General features: G+C 69.9%; 11 protein-coding genes. 4 read left to right on the forward strand and 7 right to left on the reverse strand.

What is annotated here, in order from left to right:
- Nucleotides 1-64: 64 nt before the first annotated feature.
- The 4 genes from JAO81_RS33670 to hrcA all read right to left on the reverse strand — a co-directional run bounded on the left by JAO81_RS33670 (nucleotide 65) and on the right by hrcA (nucleotide 4,146).
- Nucleotides 65-808, reverse strand: a complete 744-nt coding sequence (locus JAO81_RS33670; protein WP_199551775.1) for a 16S rRNA (uracil(1498)-N(3))-methyltransferase — start codon at nucleotides 806-808, stop codon at nucleotides 65-67.
- Nucleotides 805-1,878 (reverse strand): nitronate monooxygenase, encoded by a 1,074-nt coding sequence (locus JAO81_RS33675; RefSeq protein ID WP_199551776.1) that lies wholly within the window; start codon nucleotides 1,876-1,878, stop codon nucleotides 805-807. Before JAO81_RS33675 ends, JAO81_RS33670 begins: the two co-directional genes overlap by 4 nt.
- Nucleotides 1,879-1,992: 114 nt before the next feature.
- On the reverse strand, nucleotides 1,993-3,129 hold the full coding sequence (gene dnaJ, locus JAO81_RS33680; RefSeq protein ID WP_199551777.1) for a molecular chaperone DnaJ: 1,137 nt from the start codon (nucleotides 3,127-3,129) through the stop codon (nucleotides 1,993-1,995).
- Nucleotides 3,130-4,146: a heat-inducible transcriptional repressor HrcA gene (gene hrcA / locus JAO81_RS33685; protein ID WP_199551778.1), complete on the reverse strand. Its 1,017-nt coding sequence runs from the start codon at nucleotides 4,144-4,146 to the stop codon at nucleotides 3,130-3,132.
- 224 nt (nucleotides 4,147-4,370) lie between these two features.
- Here hrcA and JAO81_RS33690 point away from each other — a divergent pair, with 224 nt between their 5' ends.
- Both JAO81_RS33690 and JAO81_RS33695 read left to right on the forward strand, forming a co-directional pair.
- On the forward strand, nucleotides 4,371-5,096 hold the full coding sequence (locus JAO81_RS33690) for an MBL fold metallo-hydrolase (protein WP_199551779.1): 726 nt from the start codon (nucleotides 4,371-4,373) through the stop codon (nucleotides 5,094-5,096).
- Between the two features lie 35 nt (nucleotides 5,097-5,131).
- Nucleotides 5,132-5,941 carry a DUF3097 domain-containing protein gene (locus tag JAO81_RS33695; RefSeq protein WP_199551780.1) on the forward strand — a complete coding sequence of 270 codons (810 nt, stop codon included), beginning with the start codon at nucleotides 5,132-5,134 and terminating at the stop codon, nucleotides 5,939-5,941.
- Between the two features lie 202 nt (nucleotides 5,942-6,143).
- Here JAO81_RS33695 and hemW read toward each other — a convergent pair whose 3' ends face one another.
- Together hemW and JAO81_RS33705 are read right to left on the reverse strand one after the other, a co-directional pair.
- The gene (gene hemW / locus JAO81_RS33700) at nucleotides 6,144-7,376 is read right to left on the reverse strand and encodes a radical SAM family heme chaperone HemW (RefSeq protein WP_199551781.1); all 1,233 of its coding nucleotides are present in this window, start codon (nucleotides 7,374-7,376) and stop codon (nucleotides 6,144-6,146) included.
- 88 nt (nucleotides 7,377-7,464) lie between these two features.
- The gene (locus JAO81_RS33705; RefSeq protein WP_199551782.1) at nucleotides 7,465-9,384 is read right to left on the reverse strand and encodes a SpoIIE family protein phosphatase; all 1,920 of its coding nucleotides are present in this window, start codon (nucleotides 9,382-9,384) and stop codon (nucleotides 7,465-7,467) included.
- A 195-nt stretch (nucleotides 9,385-9,579) separates the two neighbouring features.
- On the opposite strand from JAO81_RS33705, the gene JAO81_RS33710 reads away from it, so the two are divergent.
- Entirely contained in the window at nucleotides 9,580-13,707 is a 4,128-nt protein-coding gene (locus tag JAO81_RS33710) for a HAMP domain-containing protein (RefSeq protein WP_233416303.1), read from the forward strand.
- An 11-nt stretch (nucleotides 13,708-13,718) separates the two neighbouring features.
- Nucleotides 13,719-14,303, forward strand: a complete 585-nt coding sequence (locus JAO81_RS33715) for a two-component system response regulator (RefSeq protein WP_199551784.1) — start codon at nucleotides 13,719-13,721, stop codon at nucleotides 14,301-14,303.
- Nucleotides 14,304-14,348: 45 nt separating this feature from the next.
- Here JAO81_RS33715 and JAO81_RS33720 read toward each other — a convergent pair whose 3' ends face one another.
- Nucleotides 14,349-16,238, reverse strand: a complete 1,890-nt coding sequence (locus JAO81_RS33720; protein WP_199551785.1) for a long-chain fatty acid--CoA ligase — start codon at nucleotides 16,236-16,238, stop codon at nucleotides 14,349-14,351.
- Between the last annotated feature and the right edge of the window lie 198 nt (nucleotides 16,239-16,436).

The raw sequence follows: 16,436 nt of genomic DNA on the forward strand, positions 1-16,436 counted from the left end.
GGTTTCGGGAAGGGGCGGGGCGGGGAGAAAGGCCCGCCGCAGGCGCCACCCACCCGCACCCGACCTACCCCCAGCGCCCCGTACGCCCCAGCAGAAGCGCCGCCGCCGCCGTCCCCGCCGTGGACGTCCGCAGCACGCTCGGCCCGAGCCGGTACGGCTTCGCACCCGCGGCGGCGAAGGCCTCCAACTCCTGCGGGGACACGCCCCCTTCGGGCCCGACGACCAGGACGATCGACCCGGCCGAGGGCAGCGAAGCCGAGGCGAGCGGCTCACTGCCTTCCTCGTGCAGCACGGCGGCGAAGTCGGCCGAAGCCACCAGCGCGGCCACCTGCTTGGTGGAAGCGAGCTCACCCACCACAGGGAACCGCAACCGCCGCGACTGCTTCCCCGCCTCCCGCGCCGTCGCCCGCCACTTGTTCAGCGCCTTGGCCCCCCGCTCACCCTTCCACTGCGTGATGCAGCGCGACGCGGCCCACGGCACGATCCCGTCGACCCCCGTCTCGGTCATGATCTCGACGGCGAGCTCACCGCGGTCGCCCTTCGGCAGCGCCTGTACGACGGTGATCCGCGGACTCGGCTCGGGCTCCACCGGAAACTCGGACGCCTCGACGAGCAGCGTGTCCTTGCCCTCCGTACGCAGCACGGTCCCGGCCGCCGCCCGCCCCTGCCCGTCGGTGAGCACGATCTCCTCACCGGCCTGCAGCCTGCGCACGGATACGGCATGCCGGCCCTCGGGCCCGTCCAGGGTGAGGACGACACCGGGCCCGGCCCCTTCGAGGGACTCGACCACGAACACCGGGGCGGTCACGCCGCACCCCGCGCACCGAGCGAGGCGGCCGCGGACCGGCACTCGGCGGCGAGCACCTCGACCAGCTGACCCGCGGGCAACTCCCTTGCCATCCGGTGCCCTTGACCGGCCCACAGCGCCATGCCCTGCGCGTCCCCGGCCTTCGCGGCGGCCTTGCGCAGCCCGCTCGTGAGGTGGTGCACCTGCGGATACGCGGCCGGCGCGTAGGGCCCGTGCTCGCGCAGGAACCGGTTGACCAGGCCACGGGCCGGCCGGCCGGAGAAAGCGCGGGTCAGTTCGGTGCGTACGAACAAGGGGTTGGTCATGGCCTGCTTGTGCAGCACATTGGCGCCGGACTCCGGGCACACCAGGAACGCCGTGCCCAACTGCGCCATGTCCGCCCCGGCCGCGAGCACCGCCGCGATCTGCCCGCCGCGCATCAGACCGCCCGCGGCGACGATCGGCAGCTGCACGGTCTCGCGTACCTGCGTGATCAGGGAAAGCAGCCCGATCCCCGCACCGTCCGTCTCCGGATTGTCGCGATGCGTCCCCTGGTGCCCGCCGGCCTCGATGCCCTGCACGCACACCGCGTCGGCGCCCGCCCACTGAGCGGCCTGCGCCTCCTCGGGCGAGGTGACGGTGACGACGCTGTACGTACCGACGCGGGCCAGCGCGTCGAGCACATCACGGCTGGGGCAGCCGAAGGTGAAGGAGACGAGCGGCACCGGATCGTCGAGCAGGATCGCCAGCTTGGCGTCGAAGCCGTCGTCCAGATTGGAGTCCGGGTCGCCCAGCGGGGTCTCGTACCAGGCGGCCTCACCGGCGAGCTGCGCGGAGTACACCAGGACCGCGGCCTTGTCGCCGAGCTCGGGCTGCGGCATGAACAGATTCACGCCGAAGGGCTGCCCGGTCAGCCCGCGCAGCTGCTTGATCTCCTGGTACATCCCGTCGGCGGTCTTGTACCCGGCGGCGAGGAAACCGAGCCCGCCGGCCTCGGACACGGCAGCGGCCAGCGAAGGGCAGGAGGCGCCACCCGCCATGGGGGCCTGCACGATCGGATGAGGGCAGAGATCGGTCAGTGCGGTGGACATGACGGCATCGTGCCACGTCCGCCGGTCCCGGCTAAATCGAGCCGTCCCCCGTCCCGCATACGAAGAACTCGGCCCCTCCCGGGGGAGGAACCGAGCTCTTCGTACGTACGGAAATCAGCGCCCGTTGAAGGCGTCCTTCAGCCGCGAGAACAGGCCCTGCTGCCCCGGCTGAAACTGCCCGGTGGGCCGCTCCTCACCGCGCAGCACCGCCAGCTCCCGAAGGAGCCGCTCCTGCTCGGGGTCGAGCTTCGACGGCGTCATGACCTCGACATGCACGATGAGGTCACCGCGACCGCCGCCGCGCAGATGCGTCACACCACGGGCGTGCAGCGGAATCGACTGTCCGGACTGGGTGCCGGGCCGGATGTCGACCTCTTCCATTCCGTCCAGCGTCTCCAGCGGCACCTTCGTGCCGAGCGCGGCCGCCGTCATCGGAATGGTCACCGTGCAGTGCAGATCGTCACCGCGCCGCTGGAACACCGGGTGCGGCAGCTCGTGGATCTCGACGTAGAGGTCACCGGCGGGACCGCCACCGGGACCCACCTCGCCCTCGCCGGCCAGCTGGATCCGCGTGCCGTTGTCGACACCGGCCGGGATCTTCACGGTCAGGGTGCGCCGCGACCGTACGCGGCCGTCACCGGCGCACTCCGGACACGGGGTCGGCACCACGGTCCCGAAGCCCTGGCACTGCGGGCACGGCCGCGAGGTCATGACCTGACCGAGGAAGGACCGCGTGACCTGCGAGACCTCACCGCGACCGCGGCACATGTCACAGGTCTGCGCGGAGGTGCCGGGGGCGGCTCCCTCGCCGGAACACGTCGTACAGACAATGGCCGTATCGACCTGAATGTCCTTCGTGGTCCCGAACGCGGCCTCGTCCAGCTCGACCTCGAGCCGGATCATGGCGTCCTGGCCACGGCGCGTACGGGAACGGGGCCCGCGCTGGGACGCCGTACCGAAGAACGCGTCCATGATGTCCGAGAAGTTCCCGAACCCGCCCTGTCCGAAGCCGCCCGCGCCACCGCCGCCGGAGGCCGACAAGGGGTCTCCGCCGAGGTCGTAGACCTGCTTCTTCTGCGGGTCGGAGAGCACCTCGTAGGCGGCGTTGATCTCCTTGAACCGCTCCTGGGTCTTCGGGTCCGGATTCACATCCGGGTGCAGCTCGCGAGCGAGCCTGCGGAAGGCCTTCTTGATCTCGTCCTGGGAAGCGTCGCGGCGCACGCCGAGTACGGCGTAATAGTCCGTGGCCACTTACGACTCCGCCAGGATCTGTCCGACGTAACGTGCCACTGCGCGTACTGCTCCCATCGTTCCGGGGTAATCCATGCGGGTCGGTCCGACCACGCCGAGCTTGGCGACTGCTTCGCCGCCCGAACCGTAGCCGACCGAGACGACCGACGTGGAGTTGAGCCCCTCGTGGACGTTCTCATGCCCGATACGTACGGTCATGCCCGGGTCCTTGGCCTCGCCGAGCAGCTTGAGGAGCACGACCTGCTCCTCGAGCGCTTCGAGCACCGGCCGGATCACGAGCGGGAAATCATGCCCGAAGCGCGTCAGATTGGCGGTGCCGCCGATCATCAACCGCTCTTCGGACTCCTCGACAAGTGTTTCGAGGAGCGTGGCGAGCACGGTCGCCACCGTCCCCTGATCGTCCCGGTCGAAGGACTCGGGCAGATCCTGGACGAGCTGCGGCACGTCGGAGAACCGGCGTCCCGCCACTCTGCTGTTGAGCCGTGCTCTGAGGTCCGCGAGCGAGGTCTCGCCGAACGGCGCCGGGCAGTCGACGTGCCGCTGCTCGACCCGCCCCGTGTCCGTGATCACCACGAGCATCAGCCGCGCGGGAGCGAGCGAGAGCAGTTCCACATGCCGCACCGTGGACCGGGTCAGGGACGGGTACTGCACGACGGCGACCTGCCGGGTGAGCTGCGCGAGCAGCCGCACGGTACGTCCGACGACGTCGTCGAGGTCGACGGCACCGTCCAGGAAGTTCTGGATGGCCCGCCGCTCCGGAGCCGACAGCGGTTTGACGCCGGCCAGCTTGTCGACGAAGAGCCGGTAGCCCTTGTCGGTCGGGATCCGCCCGGCGCTCGTATGAGGCTGGGCGATGAACCCCTCGTCCTCGAGCGCGGCCATGTCATTGCGTACGGTCGCGGGCGAGACCCCGAGCTTGTGCCGCTCGGTGAGCGCCTTGGAGCCGACCGGCTCCTCGGTGCCGACATAGTCCTGGACGATGGCGCGCAGCACCTCGAGCCTGCGTTCACTGAGCATCCGCGCACCTCCAGCTGTCGTTCCCGAACCGGCCGTCTGGCACTCATGGCGTACGAGTGCCAGCAAAGCTTCTGGTCAGTGTACGGCCGTCGGGTAGCGCCCTAGCAAGGCCGACCACCCTAAGAGCCTGCGAACGAACCCTCGCCTGCGGGACGGTGCCCGGCACGCACGCTCGCTGCGTTGCCGAACCGCCCTAGTGGCTCTGATGCGGTTAGCGTCACGGTATGACCTTCAGTTGGGAAGAGTTCGGCTGGGAAGAGCTTGGCGACGGCATCGGCCGCAGGCGGCTCCCCGTGTGGGACGCGACCGTGGCACTCGTCGCCGGACCGTCCGGCGCGCTGCTCTTCGACACCGGTTCGTCGCTGCGCGAGGGGGCCGAGATCCGCACACAGGTCCAGGCGTTGCTCGGCGGCCGGCGTGTGACCCATATCGTCCTCAGCCACCCGCACTTCGACCATGTCCTCGGTACGGGGGCGTTCGCCGGCGCGCGGATCTATGCCGCCGCCGGCATGGAGAAGGCCCTGGCCGAGGACGGCCGCGAGGAACTCCGCCTCGACGCCGTACGCCAGGGCCTGTCCGAATCCGAGGCGTCCTCGTCCACGGACGTGGTCATCCGCCCGCACCACCTGATCACCCGTGAGTGGACGGTCGACCTGGGCGGCGGCCGCGAGGTGCGCCTCTGCCTCGTGGGCCCCGCCCACTCCCCGTACGACGTGGCGGCCTGGATCCCGGACGCGGGGATCCTGCTGGCGGGCGACCTGATCGAGGAGTCGGGCGAACCGCAGGCGGGCCCGGACGCCACCTCGTCCCGCTGGCCCCTCGCGCTCGACCGCCTGCTCACACTGGGCGGACCGGACGCGCGCTATGTCCCCGGTCACGGTTCGGTGGTCGATGCGGCCTTTGTCCGCGCACAGCGCGACGCCCTTGCCGCACTGCACGGCGTGTCATAGCCCAACCGGCCCACCCTTTTCCTATCGTCGGCCGAATGCGCAGCTACAGCCCCGACCTCACCCCGCCGTGGAAGAAGCCGAAGCCGGTCCCGGCCGTGGAGGCGACGACGGACCTTGTCGTCGAGGAGGTGTCGACGGGCTTCTGCGGAGCGGTCATCCGCTGCGAGGCGAACACGGTCACGCTGGAGGACCGCTTCGGCAAGCACCGGGTGTTCCCGCTGGAGCCGCGCGGCTTCCTGCTCGACGGCAAGGTGGTGACCCTGACCCGCCCGGCCGCCCCTGCTCCGGTACGCCGGGATCGCACCGCATCGGGTTCGGTCGCGGTACCGACGGCCCGCGCCCGGGTGGCGAGGGCCGGCCGCATCTATGTCGAGGGCCGGCACGACGCGGAACTGGTCGAGCGGGTCTGGGGCGACGACCTGCGCATCGAGGGCGTCGTCGTCGAGTACCTCTCGGGCATCGACGACCTCCCCGCCATCGTCGCGGACTTCGCTCCCGGCCCCGACGCCCGCCTGGGCATCCTGGTCGACCACTTGGTCCCCGGCTCGAAGGAGTCCCGCATCGCGGCCTCGGTCACGGGCTCGCACGTCCTGGTGGCGGGCCACCCGTACATCGACGTCTGGGAGGCGGTGAAGCCGTCCTCGGTGGGCATCGCGGCATGGCCCCGTATCCCGCACGGCGAGGACTGGAAGACTGGGGTCTGCCGCGCGCTCGGCTGGCCGGACAACACGGGCGCGGCCTGGCAGCACATCCTGTCGAAGGTGACGTCCTACAAGGACCTGGAGCCGGAACTCCTGGGCCGAGTCGAGGAACTGATCGACTTCGTCACGTCCCCGGAAAGCTGAGACGCCAGCGAGGTGCAGGGGGCGAAGCCCCCTTGAGAGTCCGGGCGAAGCCCCTACGAGGGTCTGGGCGAAGCCCCCGCGAGGGTCCGGGCAAGCCCCCACGAGGGTCTGGGCGAAGCCCCCGCGAGGGTCCGGGCAAGCCCCCACGAGGGTCTGGACGAAGCCCGGGAAGACAGCCCTCCCCGCGCCCGAAGAGCCCGCCTCAGTCCACCAGATCGCGGACCACCGCGTCCGCCAGCAACCGTCCCCGCAGGGTCAGTACGGCCCGCCCCTGCGCGTAAGGCTCGGGCTGCAGCAAGCCGTCCGTGAGGGCGCGAGCCGCGGCCGCGAGGCCGGCAGGGCGCAGGAGCGACAGCGGGCAGCCGTCCGCCAGGCGGAGCTCGAGCAGCACCCGCTCGACTCGCCGGTCCTCCTCCGAGAGCAGCTCACGCCCGGCCCCGGGCGATGAGCCGGCCGCGAGCCGGGACGCATACGCACCGGGGTGCTTCACGTTCCACCAGCGCACCCCGCCCACGTGGGAGTGGGCGCCGGGCCCCGCGCCCCACCAGTCCGCGCCCCGCCAGTACAGCTCGTTGTGCAGACAGCGCGCCGCCTGGGACGTGGCCCAGTTGGAGACCTCGTACCAGTGGAAGCCCGCCGACGAGAGCACGGAGTCCGCCATCAGATAGCGGTCCGCGTGGACGTCGTCGTCCGTCATCGGGATCTCGCCCCGGCGGATCCGCCGGGCCCGCAGGGTGCCCTCCTCCACGGTCAGGGCGCACGCGGAGACGTGGTCAGGACCCGCACCGAGCACGGCGTCCAGGGACGCGCGCCAGTCGTCGTCGCTCTCCCCCGGCGTGCCGTAGATCAGGTCGAGGTTGACGTGCTCGAAGCCCTCGGCCCGCGCCTCGGCGACACACGCCTCGGGACGACCGGGCGTATGCGTACGGTCGAGGATCTGCAGCACGTGCTGCCTGGCGCTCTGCATGCCGAAGGAGACCCGGTTGTAGCCGCCGGCCCGCAGCGCGGCCAGATACGCGGGGTCGACCGAGTCCGGATTGGCCTCGGTGGTGACCTCCGCCCCGTCCGCGAGCCCGAACTCCTCGCGGATCGCGCCGAGGATCCGTACGAGATCGGCGGCGGGAAGCAGCGTCGGCGTACCGCCTCCGACGAAGACGGTCTCGACGGCCCGCGGGTCGTCCCCGAGCACCTTGCGCGCGAGCCGGATCTCGTCGATCAGGGTGTCGGCGTAGTTGTCGCGCGAGGCGAGCACGCCACCGGATCCGCGCAGCTCACCGGCGGTGTACGTGTTGAAGTCGCAGTAGCCGCAGCGGGTGGCGCAGTACGGCACGTGGACGTAGAACCCGAGGGGCCGCGCGGCGCTCCCGGCGAGCGCGGAGGCGGGCAGTGCCCCGTCGTCGGGCACGGGTTCCCCGTCGGGAAGAGCAGAAGGCATACCCCTATTGTCCCGGACGCCGAAAGCCCACGGCCCCACGAGCCCGCCGAGACCACCCAGCCCTGACCGAGTCGAGCCGAGCCGCACCTCACCGAGCCTGCAGCACCAACACCGCCAGATCGTCATCCACCGGCGTCTGCGCGAAGTCATGCACCAGGCGCCGGATCCGCTCCGCCACCATCGCCGCCGACAGCCCGCCGCACCCGGCGAGCGCGTTGGCCAGACCGTCCCCGTCGTCCAGCATCCGCAGCCCCGAGCGCCGCTCCGTGACCCCGTCCGTCACGCACAGGAGCGTCTCGCCCGAGCCGAGGACGAAGGACTCGCTCGTGTACTCCGGCTCGTCGAGCACCCCGAGGAGCACCTGCGGCCCGGCGGCCGGCCGTACCTCACCGTCCGGGCTGAGCAGCAGCGGCAGCGGGTGGCCGGCGCACGCGAGGGTGCAGCGGACCCCTTCAGGAGAGGGTTCGAGCTCCCCGTACAGAAGGGACAGGAAGCGCGTGGGAGAGCCCTCACCGCCCAGGTCGCCCATACCCGCCGCCGCGACCGCACGCGCCGCCGAGTCCGCCGCCTCCATCGCGTCGTCGAGCAGCAGCCGGTTGAGGCGGTCGAGTACGTCGGAGACCTGGTAGCCCTCGCGGGCGAGCAGCCGCAGCCAGGGGCGGGCGAGCCCGGTGACGACGGCGGCCTCCGGACCGTTGCCGCAGACATCGCCGAGGGCGAAGCACCAGCGGCCGTCGCCCGCCGGGAAGATGTCGTAGAAGTCGCCGCCCGCGAGCCCGTTGTCCCGCGGCTCGTACACCAGGGCGCTCTCCACACCCGGGACTTCGGCCATCGAGCTGGGCAGCAGACCGCGCTGCAGCACACGGCTGATGGTGGCCTGGCGCGAGTACTGGCGGGCCGCGCCGATCGCAAGGGCCACCCTGCGGCTGAAGTCCTCGAGGAGTCCGGTGACTTCGTCGGGGAAGCGCATCAGCCCGGTCCGCCCGAGCAGCAGCGTGCCGAGCGCGCGGCCGCCGGCGACCAGGCGGTACGCGAGCGCCGTACCGGAGGTGTCGCCGATGCCCTCGAAGGGCCACGGCACCGGGACGGGGCCGCCGTGCAGCGGGCCCGGGATGGCCGGGAGGTCCTTCTCCAGTACGCGGCGCAGTTCCTCGATCCGGGATTCGCTGTGGTGCCAGACGCGGGCGAGCCGGGGCGCGGTGGGCCCGGTGCCGCGGCCGTGCCGGTCGGCCTCGTCGTTGAGCCAGACCGCGCACCAGTCGGCGAGCCGGGGCACGAGGAGCTGCCCGGCCAGGGCCGCCACCATCTCCTCGTCGAGCTGGCCTGCGAGCAGATCGGAGGCCTCGGCGAGGAAGGCGAGCGCCCCGCGATTGCCCCAATCGCCTTGTTCGCGGGACTTCTTGGGCCCCGGCGAGAGGATGTCGGCGACGCGCAGCCCGCGCTGCAGCGCCTGCTCCCCCGCGTACGCCTCGATCTGCTGGGCCGCGTCCACGCCGTCCACCGGCAGGCGCGCCCAGACGGTCTTGTTGCCGGGGCGGTACGTGATGCCCCAGGACTCGGAGAGGCAGGCGACGAGTTGCAGCCCGCGGCCGTACTCGGCGAGGCCGCCCTGCGGCTGGCCGCCGGTCTCTCCGTGGACGGCCCGGCCGGGGTGGTGGTCGCACACCTCGATGACCACGGCCGCGCCCTCGTCCAGGTCTCCGTCGGCGGCCAGGGCCGCCTCCATCCGGCAGACGACCTCGACATGCGTGCCCGCGTGGACGACGGCGTTGGTGACGAGTTCGCTGACGAGGACGACGGCGTCGTCGGCGAGCCGCTCGGTCAGACAGGCCGACACGGGGATACCGGCCTCGGTCCAGTCGGCGAAGGCCGCGCGGACGAAACGGCGGGCGGCGGCCGGCGCCAGGGGGTTGCCCGGCAGCGAGGTGCTGGCATGGGCGCCATCCGCGGTCCTCAGCGGGGCATGGGCGGCTGAGGTGACTGGGCGGAATACGTTCTCCCGCTGCATTGGAATGGACCCCACTGTGCGGCTCCAGGGCAGTTCAGGGAAATGCCTCTCCGGCGACAGGGACAGAGTGACAGACTGGCTCCGCCCATAAGCGCCGAGTTACTGAAGTGGGCCGCCATGAGTGACAACCTCGCAGTTTCCGTGCTCGGAAACGGTCAAGTCCGAGCAGAAGACTTTCAGACGCTCCTCGCCGCGATGACGTCGCTACGCGATGGCGACTTCCGGGTGCGGGCGCCCGAGGGCTCGACCGGTGTCTCGGCCGAACTCGCCGCGGTCTTCAACCAGATCGCCGACCGCAACCAGCATCTGGCCTCCGAGCTGGCCAGATTGCGCAGGGAGATCGTCCGCCACGGAAGACTCGACGAACGGGTCGCGGCCTCACCGGGCCAAGGCTCCTGGTCCACCACGGTCGCGGACGCGAACATCGTCGTGGACGCCCTGGTCGCCCCCGCCGCCAACGCCACCCGTGTGCTCGACGCGGTGGCCGGCGGCGATCTGACCCAGCGCGTCGATCTGCACGACGGCAGCCGGCAGTTACGCGGCGACCTGCGTCATCTGGGCCGTGCCGTCAACAAGATGGTCGACCAGCTGTCCCTCTTCACGGGCGAGGTGACCCGGGTCGCCCGCGAGGTGGGCACCGAGGGCCGCCTCGGTGGACGCGCCAAGGTGCAGGGGCTCTCCGGCAGTTGGCGCCAGGTCACCGAGGCCGTCAACACGATGGCGTCCCGGCTCACCGCCCAGGTCCGCGATATCGCCGCGGTGACCACGGCGGTGGCGAGCGGTGACCTGACCCGTACGGTCACGGTGGAGGCCACCGGCGAGCTGCTCGAGCTGAAGCTCACCGTGAACACGATGGTCGACCAGCTCTCCGCCTTCGCCGACGAGGTCACCCGCGTGGCCCGCGAAGTGGGTACGGAAGGCCAGCTGGGCGGCCGCGCCCAGGTCCGCGGCGCGAGCGGGGTCTGGAAGGACCTCACGGACAACGTCAACTTCATGGCGTCCAACCTCACTTCACAGGTACGGAACATCGCCCAGGTGACGACGGCGGTGGCGTACGGGGATCTGAGCCAGAAGATCACCGTCGACGCCCGGGGCGAGATCCTGGAGCTGAAGTCCACCGTCAACACGATGGTCGACCAACTCTCCGCCTTTGCCGACGAAGTCACCCGCGTGGCCCGCGAGGTCGGCACCGAGGGCAAGCTGGGCGGACGCGCCCAGGTCCGCGGCGTATCGGGCGTGTGGAAGGACCTCACCGAGAACGTCAACTTCATGGCGGACAACCTGACCTCTCAGGTCCGCAACATCGCCCTGGTCTCGACGGCCGTCGCGCAGGGCGACCTGACGAAGAAGATCACGGTCGAGGCCAAGGGCGAGATCCTGGAGCTCAAGACCACCTTCAACACCATGGTCGACCAGCTCTCCGCCTTCGCGGGCGAGGTGACCCGCGTGGCCCGCGAGGTCGGCACCGAGGGCAACCTCGGCGGCCAGGCCCAGGTGCGCGGCGTATCGGGCGTGTGGAAGGAGCTGACCGACAACGTCAACTTCATGGCGACCAACCTGACATCCCAGGTCCGCAACATCGCCCAGGTCACCACCGCCGTGGCCAACGGCGACCTCTCCAAGAAGATCACCGTCGACGCGCGCGGCGAGATCCTGGAGCTCAAGGACACCGTCAACACGATGGTGCAGCAGCTGCGGGCCTTCGCCGACGAGGTCACCCGCGTCGCCCGCGAGGTCGGCACCGACGGCCGGCTCGGCGGACGCGCCCAGGTGCTCGGCGTATCGGGCGTCTGGAAAGACCTCACGGACAACGTCAACTACATGGCGGACAACCTGACATCCCAGGTCCGCAACATCGCCCAGGTCGCCACCGCGGTGGCCCAGGGCGACCTCTCCAAGAAGATCGACGTGGACGCGCGCGGCGAGATCCTGGAGCTGAAGACCACCATCAACACCATGGTGGACACGCTGTCGTCCTTCTCCTCCGAGGTCACCCGAGTGGCCCGGGAGGTGGGCTCCGAGGGCCAACTCGGCGGCCAGGCCCGGGTCGAGGGCGTGTACGGCACGTGGAAGCGCCTGACCACGAGCGTGAACGAGCTGGCGCTCAACCTGACCACCCAGGTCCGCGCGATCGCCGACGTGGCCTCCGCGGTCGCCCAGGGCGACATGTCCCGCTCCATCACCGTCGAGACCCAGGGCGAGGTCGCCGAACTCAAGGACAACATCAACCTGATGGTGTCCAACCTCCGCGAGACCACCCGCGCCAAGGACTGGCTGGAGTCCAACCTGGCCCGTCTCGCGGCCCTGATGCAGGGCCATCGCGACCTGATGGAGGTCGCCGACCTGATCCTGCGCGAGCTGACCCCGCTGGTGAACGCGCAGTACGGCGCGTTCTTCCTGGCCGACTCCGAAGCCGAGGGCACGGGGCTGCGTACTCCCGCACCGTCCAAGGGACTTGCCTTCATCGGCGGATACGGCTCCGCCCAGGGCTCCGTCATCGAAGTCGGCGGAATGCCGGTGCACGGCCTCGTGCGCCAGGCGGCCCTGGAGAAGAAGCGGATCCTCGTCGAGGAGGCGCCGCCGGACTACATCAAGATCAACTCGGGGCTCGGCGACGCGGCACCCAGCAGCGTCGTGATCATCCCGATCATCTTCGAGGACCGGCTGCTCGGCGTCATCGAGCTGGCCTCGTTCTCCCGCTTCTCGGATGTCCACCTGGCGTTCTTCGACCAGTTCGTGAACACCATCGGCGTCGCGATCAACACCATCATCGCCAACTCCCGTACGGAATCCCTGCTCGGCGAATCCCAGCGCCTCGCGCTCCAGCTCCAGGAGCGGTCGAACGAACTCCAGCGCCAGCAGGCCGAGCTGCAGCGCTCGAACGCCGAGCTGGAGGAGAAGGCGGCCCTGCTCGCCACCTCGTCCCAGTACAAGTCGGAGTTCCTGGCGAACATGTCGCACGAGCTGCGCACCCCGCTGAACTCCCTGCTCATCCTGGCCCGTCTGCTCGCCGACAACCCAGAGGGCCGGCTCAACGACCAGGAGGTCCAGTTCGCCACGACCATCCACCGCTCGGGCACCGATCTGCTCCAGCTGATCAACGACATCCTCGACCTGTCGAAGATCGAGGCGGGCCGGATGGACGTACGCCCCAAGAAGCTCCCGCTGATCAAGCTGCTCGACTATGTCCACGCCACGTTCCGTCCCCTCACCCTCGACCGGGGTCTCGCCTTCGAGGTCGCGGTCGGCGAGGACGTACCGCGCGAGATCTACTCGGACGAGCAGCGCCTCCAGCAGATCCTGCGCAACCTGCTCTCCAACGCGGTGAAGTTCACCGGGAGCGGCCGCGTCGAGCTGCGCGTCAACCGCGTGGGCAATGTCGACAGCAAGAATCTGACCTTCTTCAAGGAAGGCGAGGAACTGCTCGCCTTCGCCGTCACCGACACGGGGATCGGGATCTCCGCCGACAAACTCCCCGTGATCTTCGAGGCGTTCCAGCAGGCCGACGGCACCACCAACCGCAAGTACGGCGGCACCGGCCTCGGCCTGTCCATCAGCCGCGAGATCGCCGGACTGCTCGGCGGCCGGATCGTCGCGGAGAGCGAGCCCGGCAAGGGCTCCACCTTCACGCTGTACGTTCCCGTAGCGCACTCCGGACACGGTCCGGTGCCGGACCCCCAGCTGGAGGACGGCGAGCTGGCCCACGGCCTTCGTTCGCTGAAACTGCCCGAACAGCAGTCGGCCGAGGACCCGGTGACGGTCCACGACCAGGACGACAACTGGCCGGCCACCACCAAGCTGGAGGAATGGCGCAACGGCCGGGCCGGTCAGGTCCTGCAGGGCCACCGGGTCCTCATCGTGGACGACGACATCCGCAATGTCTTCGCCCTCACCCACGTCCTCGGCCGGGTCGGCATGCCGGTCCTGTACGCGGAGAACGGCCGTGAGGGCATCGAGATCCTCGACCGGAACCCCGATGTCGAGGTGGTCCTGATGGACATCATGATGCCGGAGATGGACGGCTACGAGACGATCGAGGTCATCCGCCGCACACCGCGCTGGGCCGATCTGCCCATCGTGGCGCTCACCGCCAAGGCGATGCCCGGAGACCGGGAAAAGGCCATCGCGGGCGGCGCGAACGACTATGTTCCCAAACCGGTGGACGTGGACAAACTGCTGTCGGTGATGTGTTCTCTCCTGGACCCAGAGGGCACCGACGGCGCTGACGGCACCGGGACGAAGCAGCACAGCCAGGCAGCAATCGAACAGGGGCAGGCGAGCGGGTCAGGGCAGGAGCGCGTCGCCCCGCCTGAGACTGAATAGGCATCACCATCATGAGCACTGAGGTTTCGACAGACGACCGGGCAAGCATCCTCCTTGTCGACGACATGGAGGACAACCTGACCGCGCTCGAAGCCGTCCTGGGGTCACTCAACGAACCGCTGATCCGGGCGCGTTCGGGCGAGGAAGCGATGAAGGCGCTGCTGCGGCAGCCCTTCGCCGTGGTCCTGCTCGACGTCCGGATGCCCGGCATGGACGGCTTCGAGACCGCCGCGAACATCAAACGCCTCGATCAGACCAAGGACATCCCGATCATCTTCCTCACGGGCACGGACGCCGATACGGGCTATGCCTTCAGGGGATACGCGACGGGCGCGGCGGACTATCTCACCAAGCCCTTCGACCCATGGGTGCTGCGGGCGAAGGTGACGGTCTTCCTCGATCTGCACCGCAAGAATCTGCAGCTGCAGCGGGCGCTCGCCCGCGAACAGGCCCAGTTCGCCGAGCTGTCCGAGCTGCTCGCCCGGCTCGATTCCCGGCTGACCGCCGCGGATTCACCCGAACTCGCGGAAGCACGCGGCGAACTGGCCCGTATGGAAGAAGTGCTGACCCTCATGCGACGCGGGCGGAGCCAGTGATCCGGCTCCGCCCGCGCCCACGGTCCCGCAGGGGGTTCTGGGTCCTTACGCCTCGCGCGATCCCGCGTACATGTCGTCGACGAGCGCCTTGAACTCCCGCTCCACTACAGGACGCTTGAGCTTGAGGCTCGGCGTCAGCTCGCCGTGCTCGACGTCGAGATCACGCGGCAGGATCCGGAACTGCTTGATGGTCTGCCAGCGCTGCAGCCCCTGGTTGAGCTCCTTGACGTAACCGTCGATGAGCGCGGTCGTCTTCGGGTCGGCCAGGACGGCCTCGTACGAGGTGGGGGAAAGCCCCTCCTCCTTGGCCCAGTTGACGATGGACGCCTCGTCGAGGGCGATCAGCGCGGTGCAGTAGTTGCGGTCGGCGCCGATGACCAGGATGTTCGAGACGTACGGGCAGACGGCCTTGAACTGTCCCTCGACCTCGGACGGCGCGATGTACTTGCCGCCGGACGTCTTGATGAGGTCCTTCTTGCGGTCGGTGATCCGCAGATACCCGTCGGCCGAGAGCTCACCGATGTCCCCGGTGTGGAACCACCCGTCCGACTCCAGGACTTCGGCGGTCTTCTCGGGCAGCCCGTGGTAGCCCTGCATGATGCCCGGGCCGCGCAGCAGGATCTCGCCGTCGTCCGCGATCCGCACCTCGGTGCCGGGCAGCGGCTTGCCGACCGTGCCGGTGCGGTACGCCTCACCGGGGTTGACGAAGGACGCGGCGCTCGACTCCGTCAGACCGTAGCCCTCCAGAATGTGCACCCCGGCACCGGAGAAGAAGAACCCGATCTCGGGCGCGAGCGCGGCCGACCCGGAGACACAGGCCCGAAGCCGCCCGCCGAACGCCTCACGCAGCTTGGAGTACACCAGCGCGTCGGCGACCTTGTGCTTGGCGCTGAGCCCGAAGGGCGCGGAGGACTTCCCCGTACGGCGGAAGTTGTCCTGCGTGACCTTGGCGTACTCGCGCGCGACACCCGCCGCCCACTGGAAGATCTTGTACTTGGCGCCACCGCCGGCCCGCGCCTTGGCCGCGACCCCGTTGTAGACCTTCTCGAAGATCCGCGGCACGGCGGCCATATAGGTCGGCTGCACGACGGGCAGATTTTCGATGATCTTGTCGACCCGCCCGTCCACGGCGGTGACATGACCGACCTCGATCTGGCCGCTGGTCAGCACCTTGCCGAAAACGTGCGCGAGCGGCAGCCACAGGTACTGCACATCGTCGGGACCGACGAGCCCGGTCTGCGCGATGGCCTTCGCCATGTACGACCAGTTGTCGTGCGGAAGGCGGACGCCCTTGGGCTTGCCGGTGGTGCCCGAGGTGTAGATCAGCGTCGCGAGCTGGTCCTTCGTGAGCGCCGCGACGCGCTCCTTCACAACCTCGGGATTCTTCTCCAGATACGCCGCTCCGCGGGCCTCGAGGTCCTCGAGGGAGAGCACCCAGCCCTCCGGATCGCCCTCGGCGGCCTGCGCGTCGGCGGTCTGCATCACCACGACATGCTTCAGATCCGGCAGCTCACCGCGCCGCTCGCGCACCTTCGCCAGCTGCTCGGCGTCCTCGGCGATCAGCACTCGGCTGTCGGAGTCGCTCAGGATGTACGCGGCTTCCTCGGCGTTGGTCGAGGCGTAGACCGTGGTCGTGGCGGCCCCGGCGCAGAGGATGCCGAGGTCGGCGAGGATCCATTCGACCCGGGTGTTGGCCGCGAGCGCGACGCGCTGCTCGGGCCCCACGCCGAGTTCGATCAGGCCGGCCGCGACGGCGTAGACGCGCTCGGCGGCCTGGCCCCAGCTCAGCGACTTCCATTCGTCCGGGCCCTGCCCCGAGGCGGGGGGCACCGGGTAGCGGTAGGCCTCTCCGTCGGGAGTCTTGGCCACGCGCTCAAGGAAGAGGTTCGCCACGGACGGCGGTCGGTTCTCGATCAAGTTCAGTGTGTCGCTCACGACATCCTCCGGGCCCGCGACAGTGCGTGCGACTGATGCGACTGAGTGGCTGCTGGTGCGTACTGTGGTGTGCGTTGTTTAACTTGCGAGTAACTATCGAGTGATCAGAGTAGAGCGCCCGGGCCCGGCGCGTAAGGGGCCTTGAGCTGTCAGTTCCTCACAGAACGGCAACGGGCCCGCAGCGCTGGTGCGCTGCGG

It is taken from the genome of Streptomyces sp. N35, from assembly GCF_016464295.1.
Classification (GTDB): domain Bacteria; phylum Actinomycetota; class Actinomycetes; order Streptomycetales; family Streptomycetaceae; genus Streptomyces.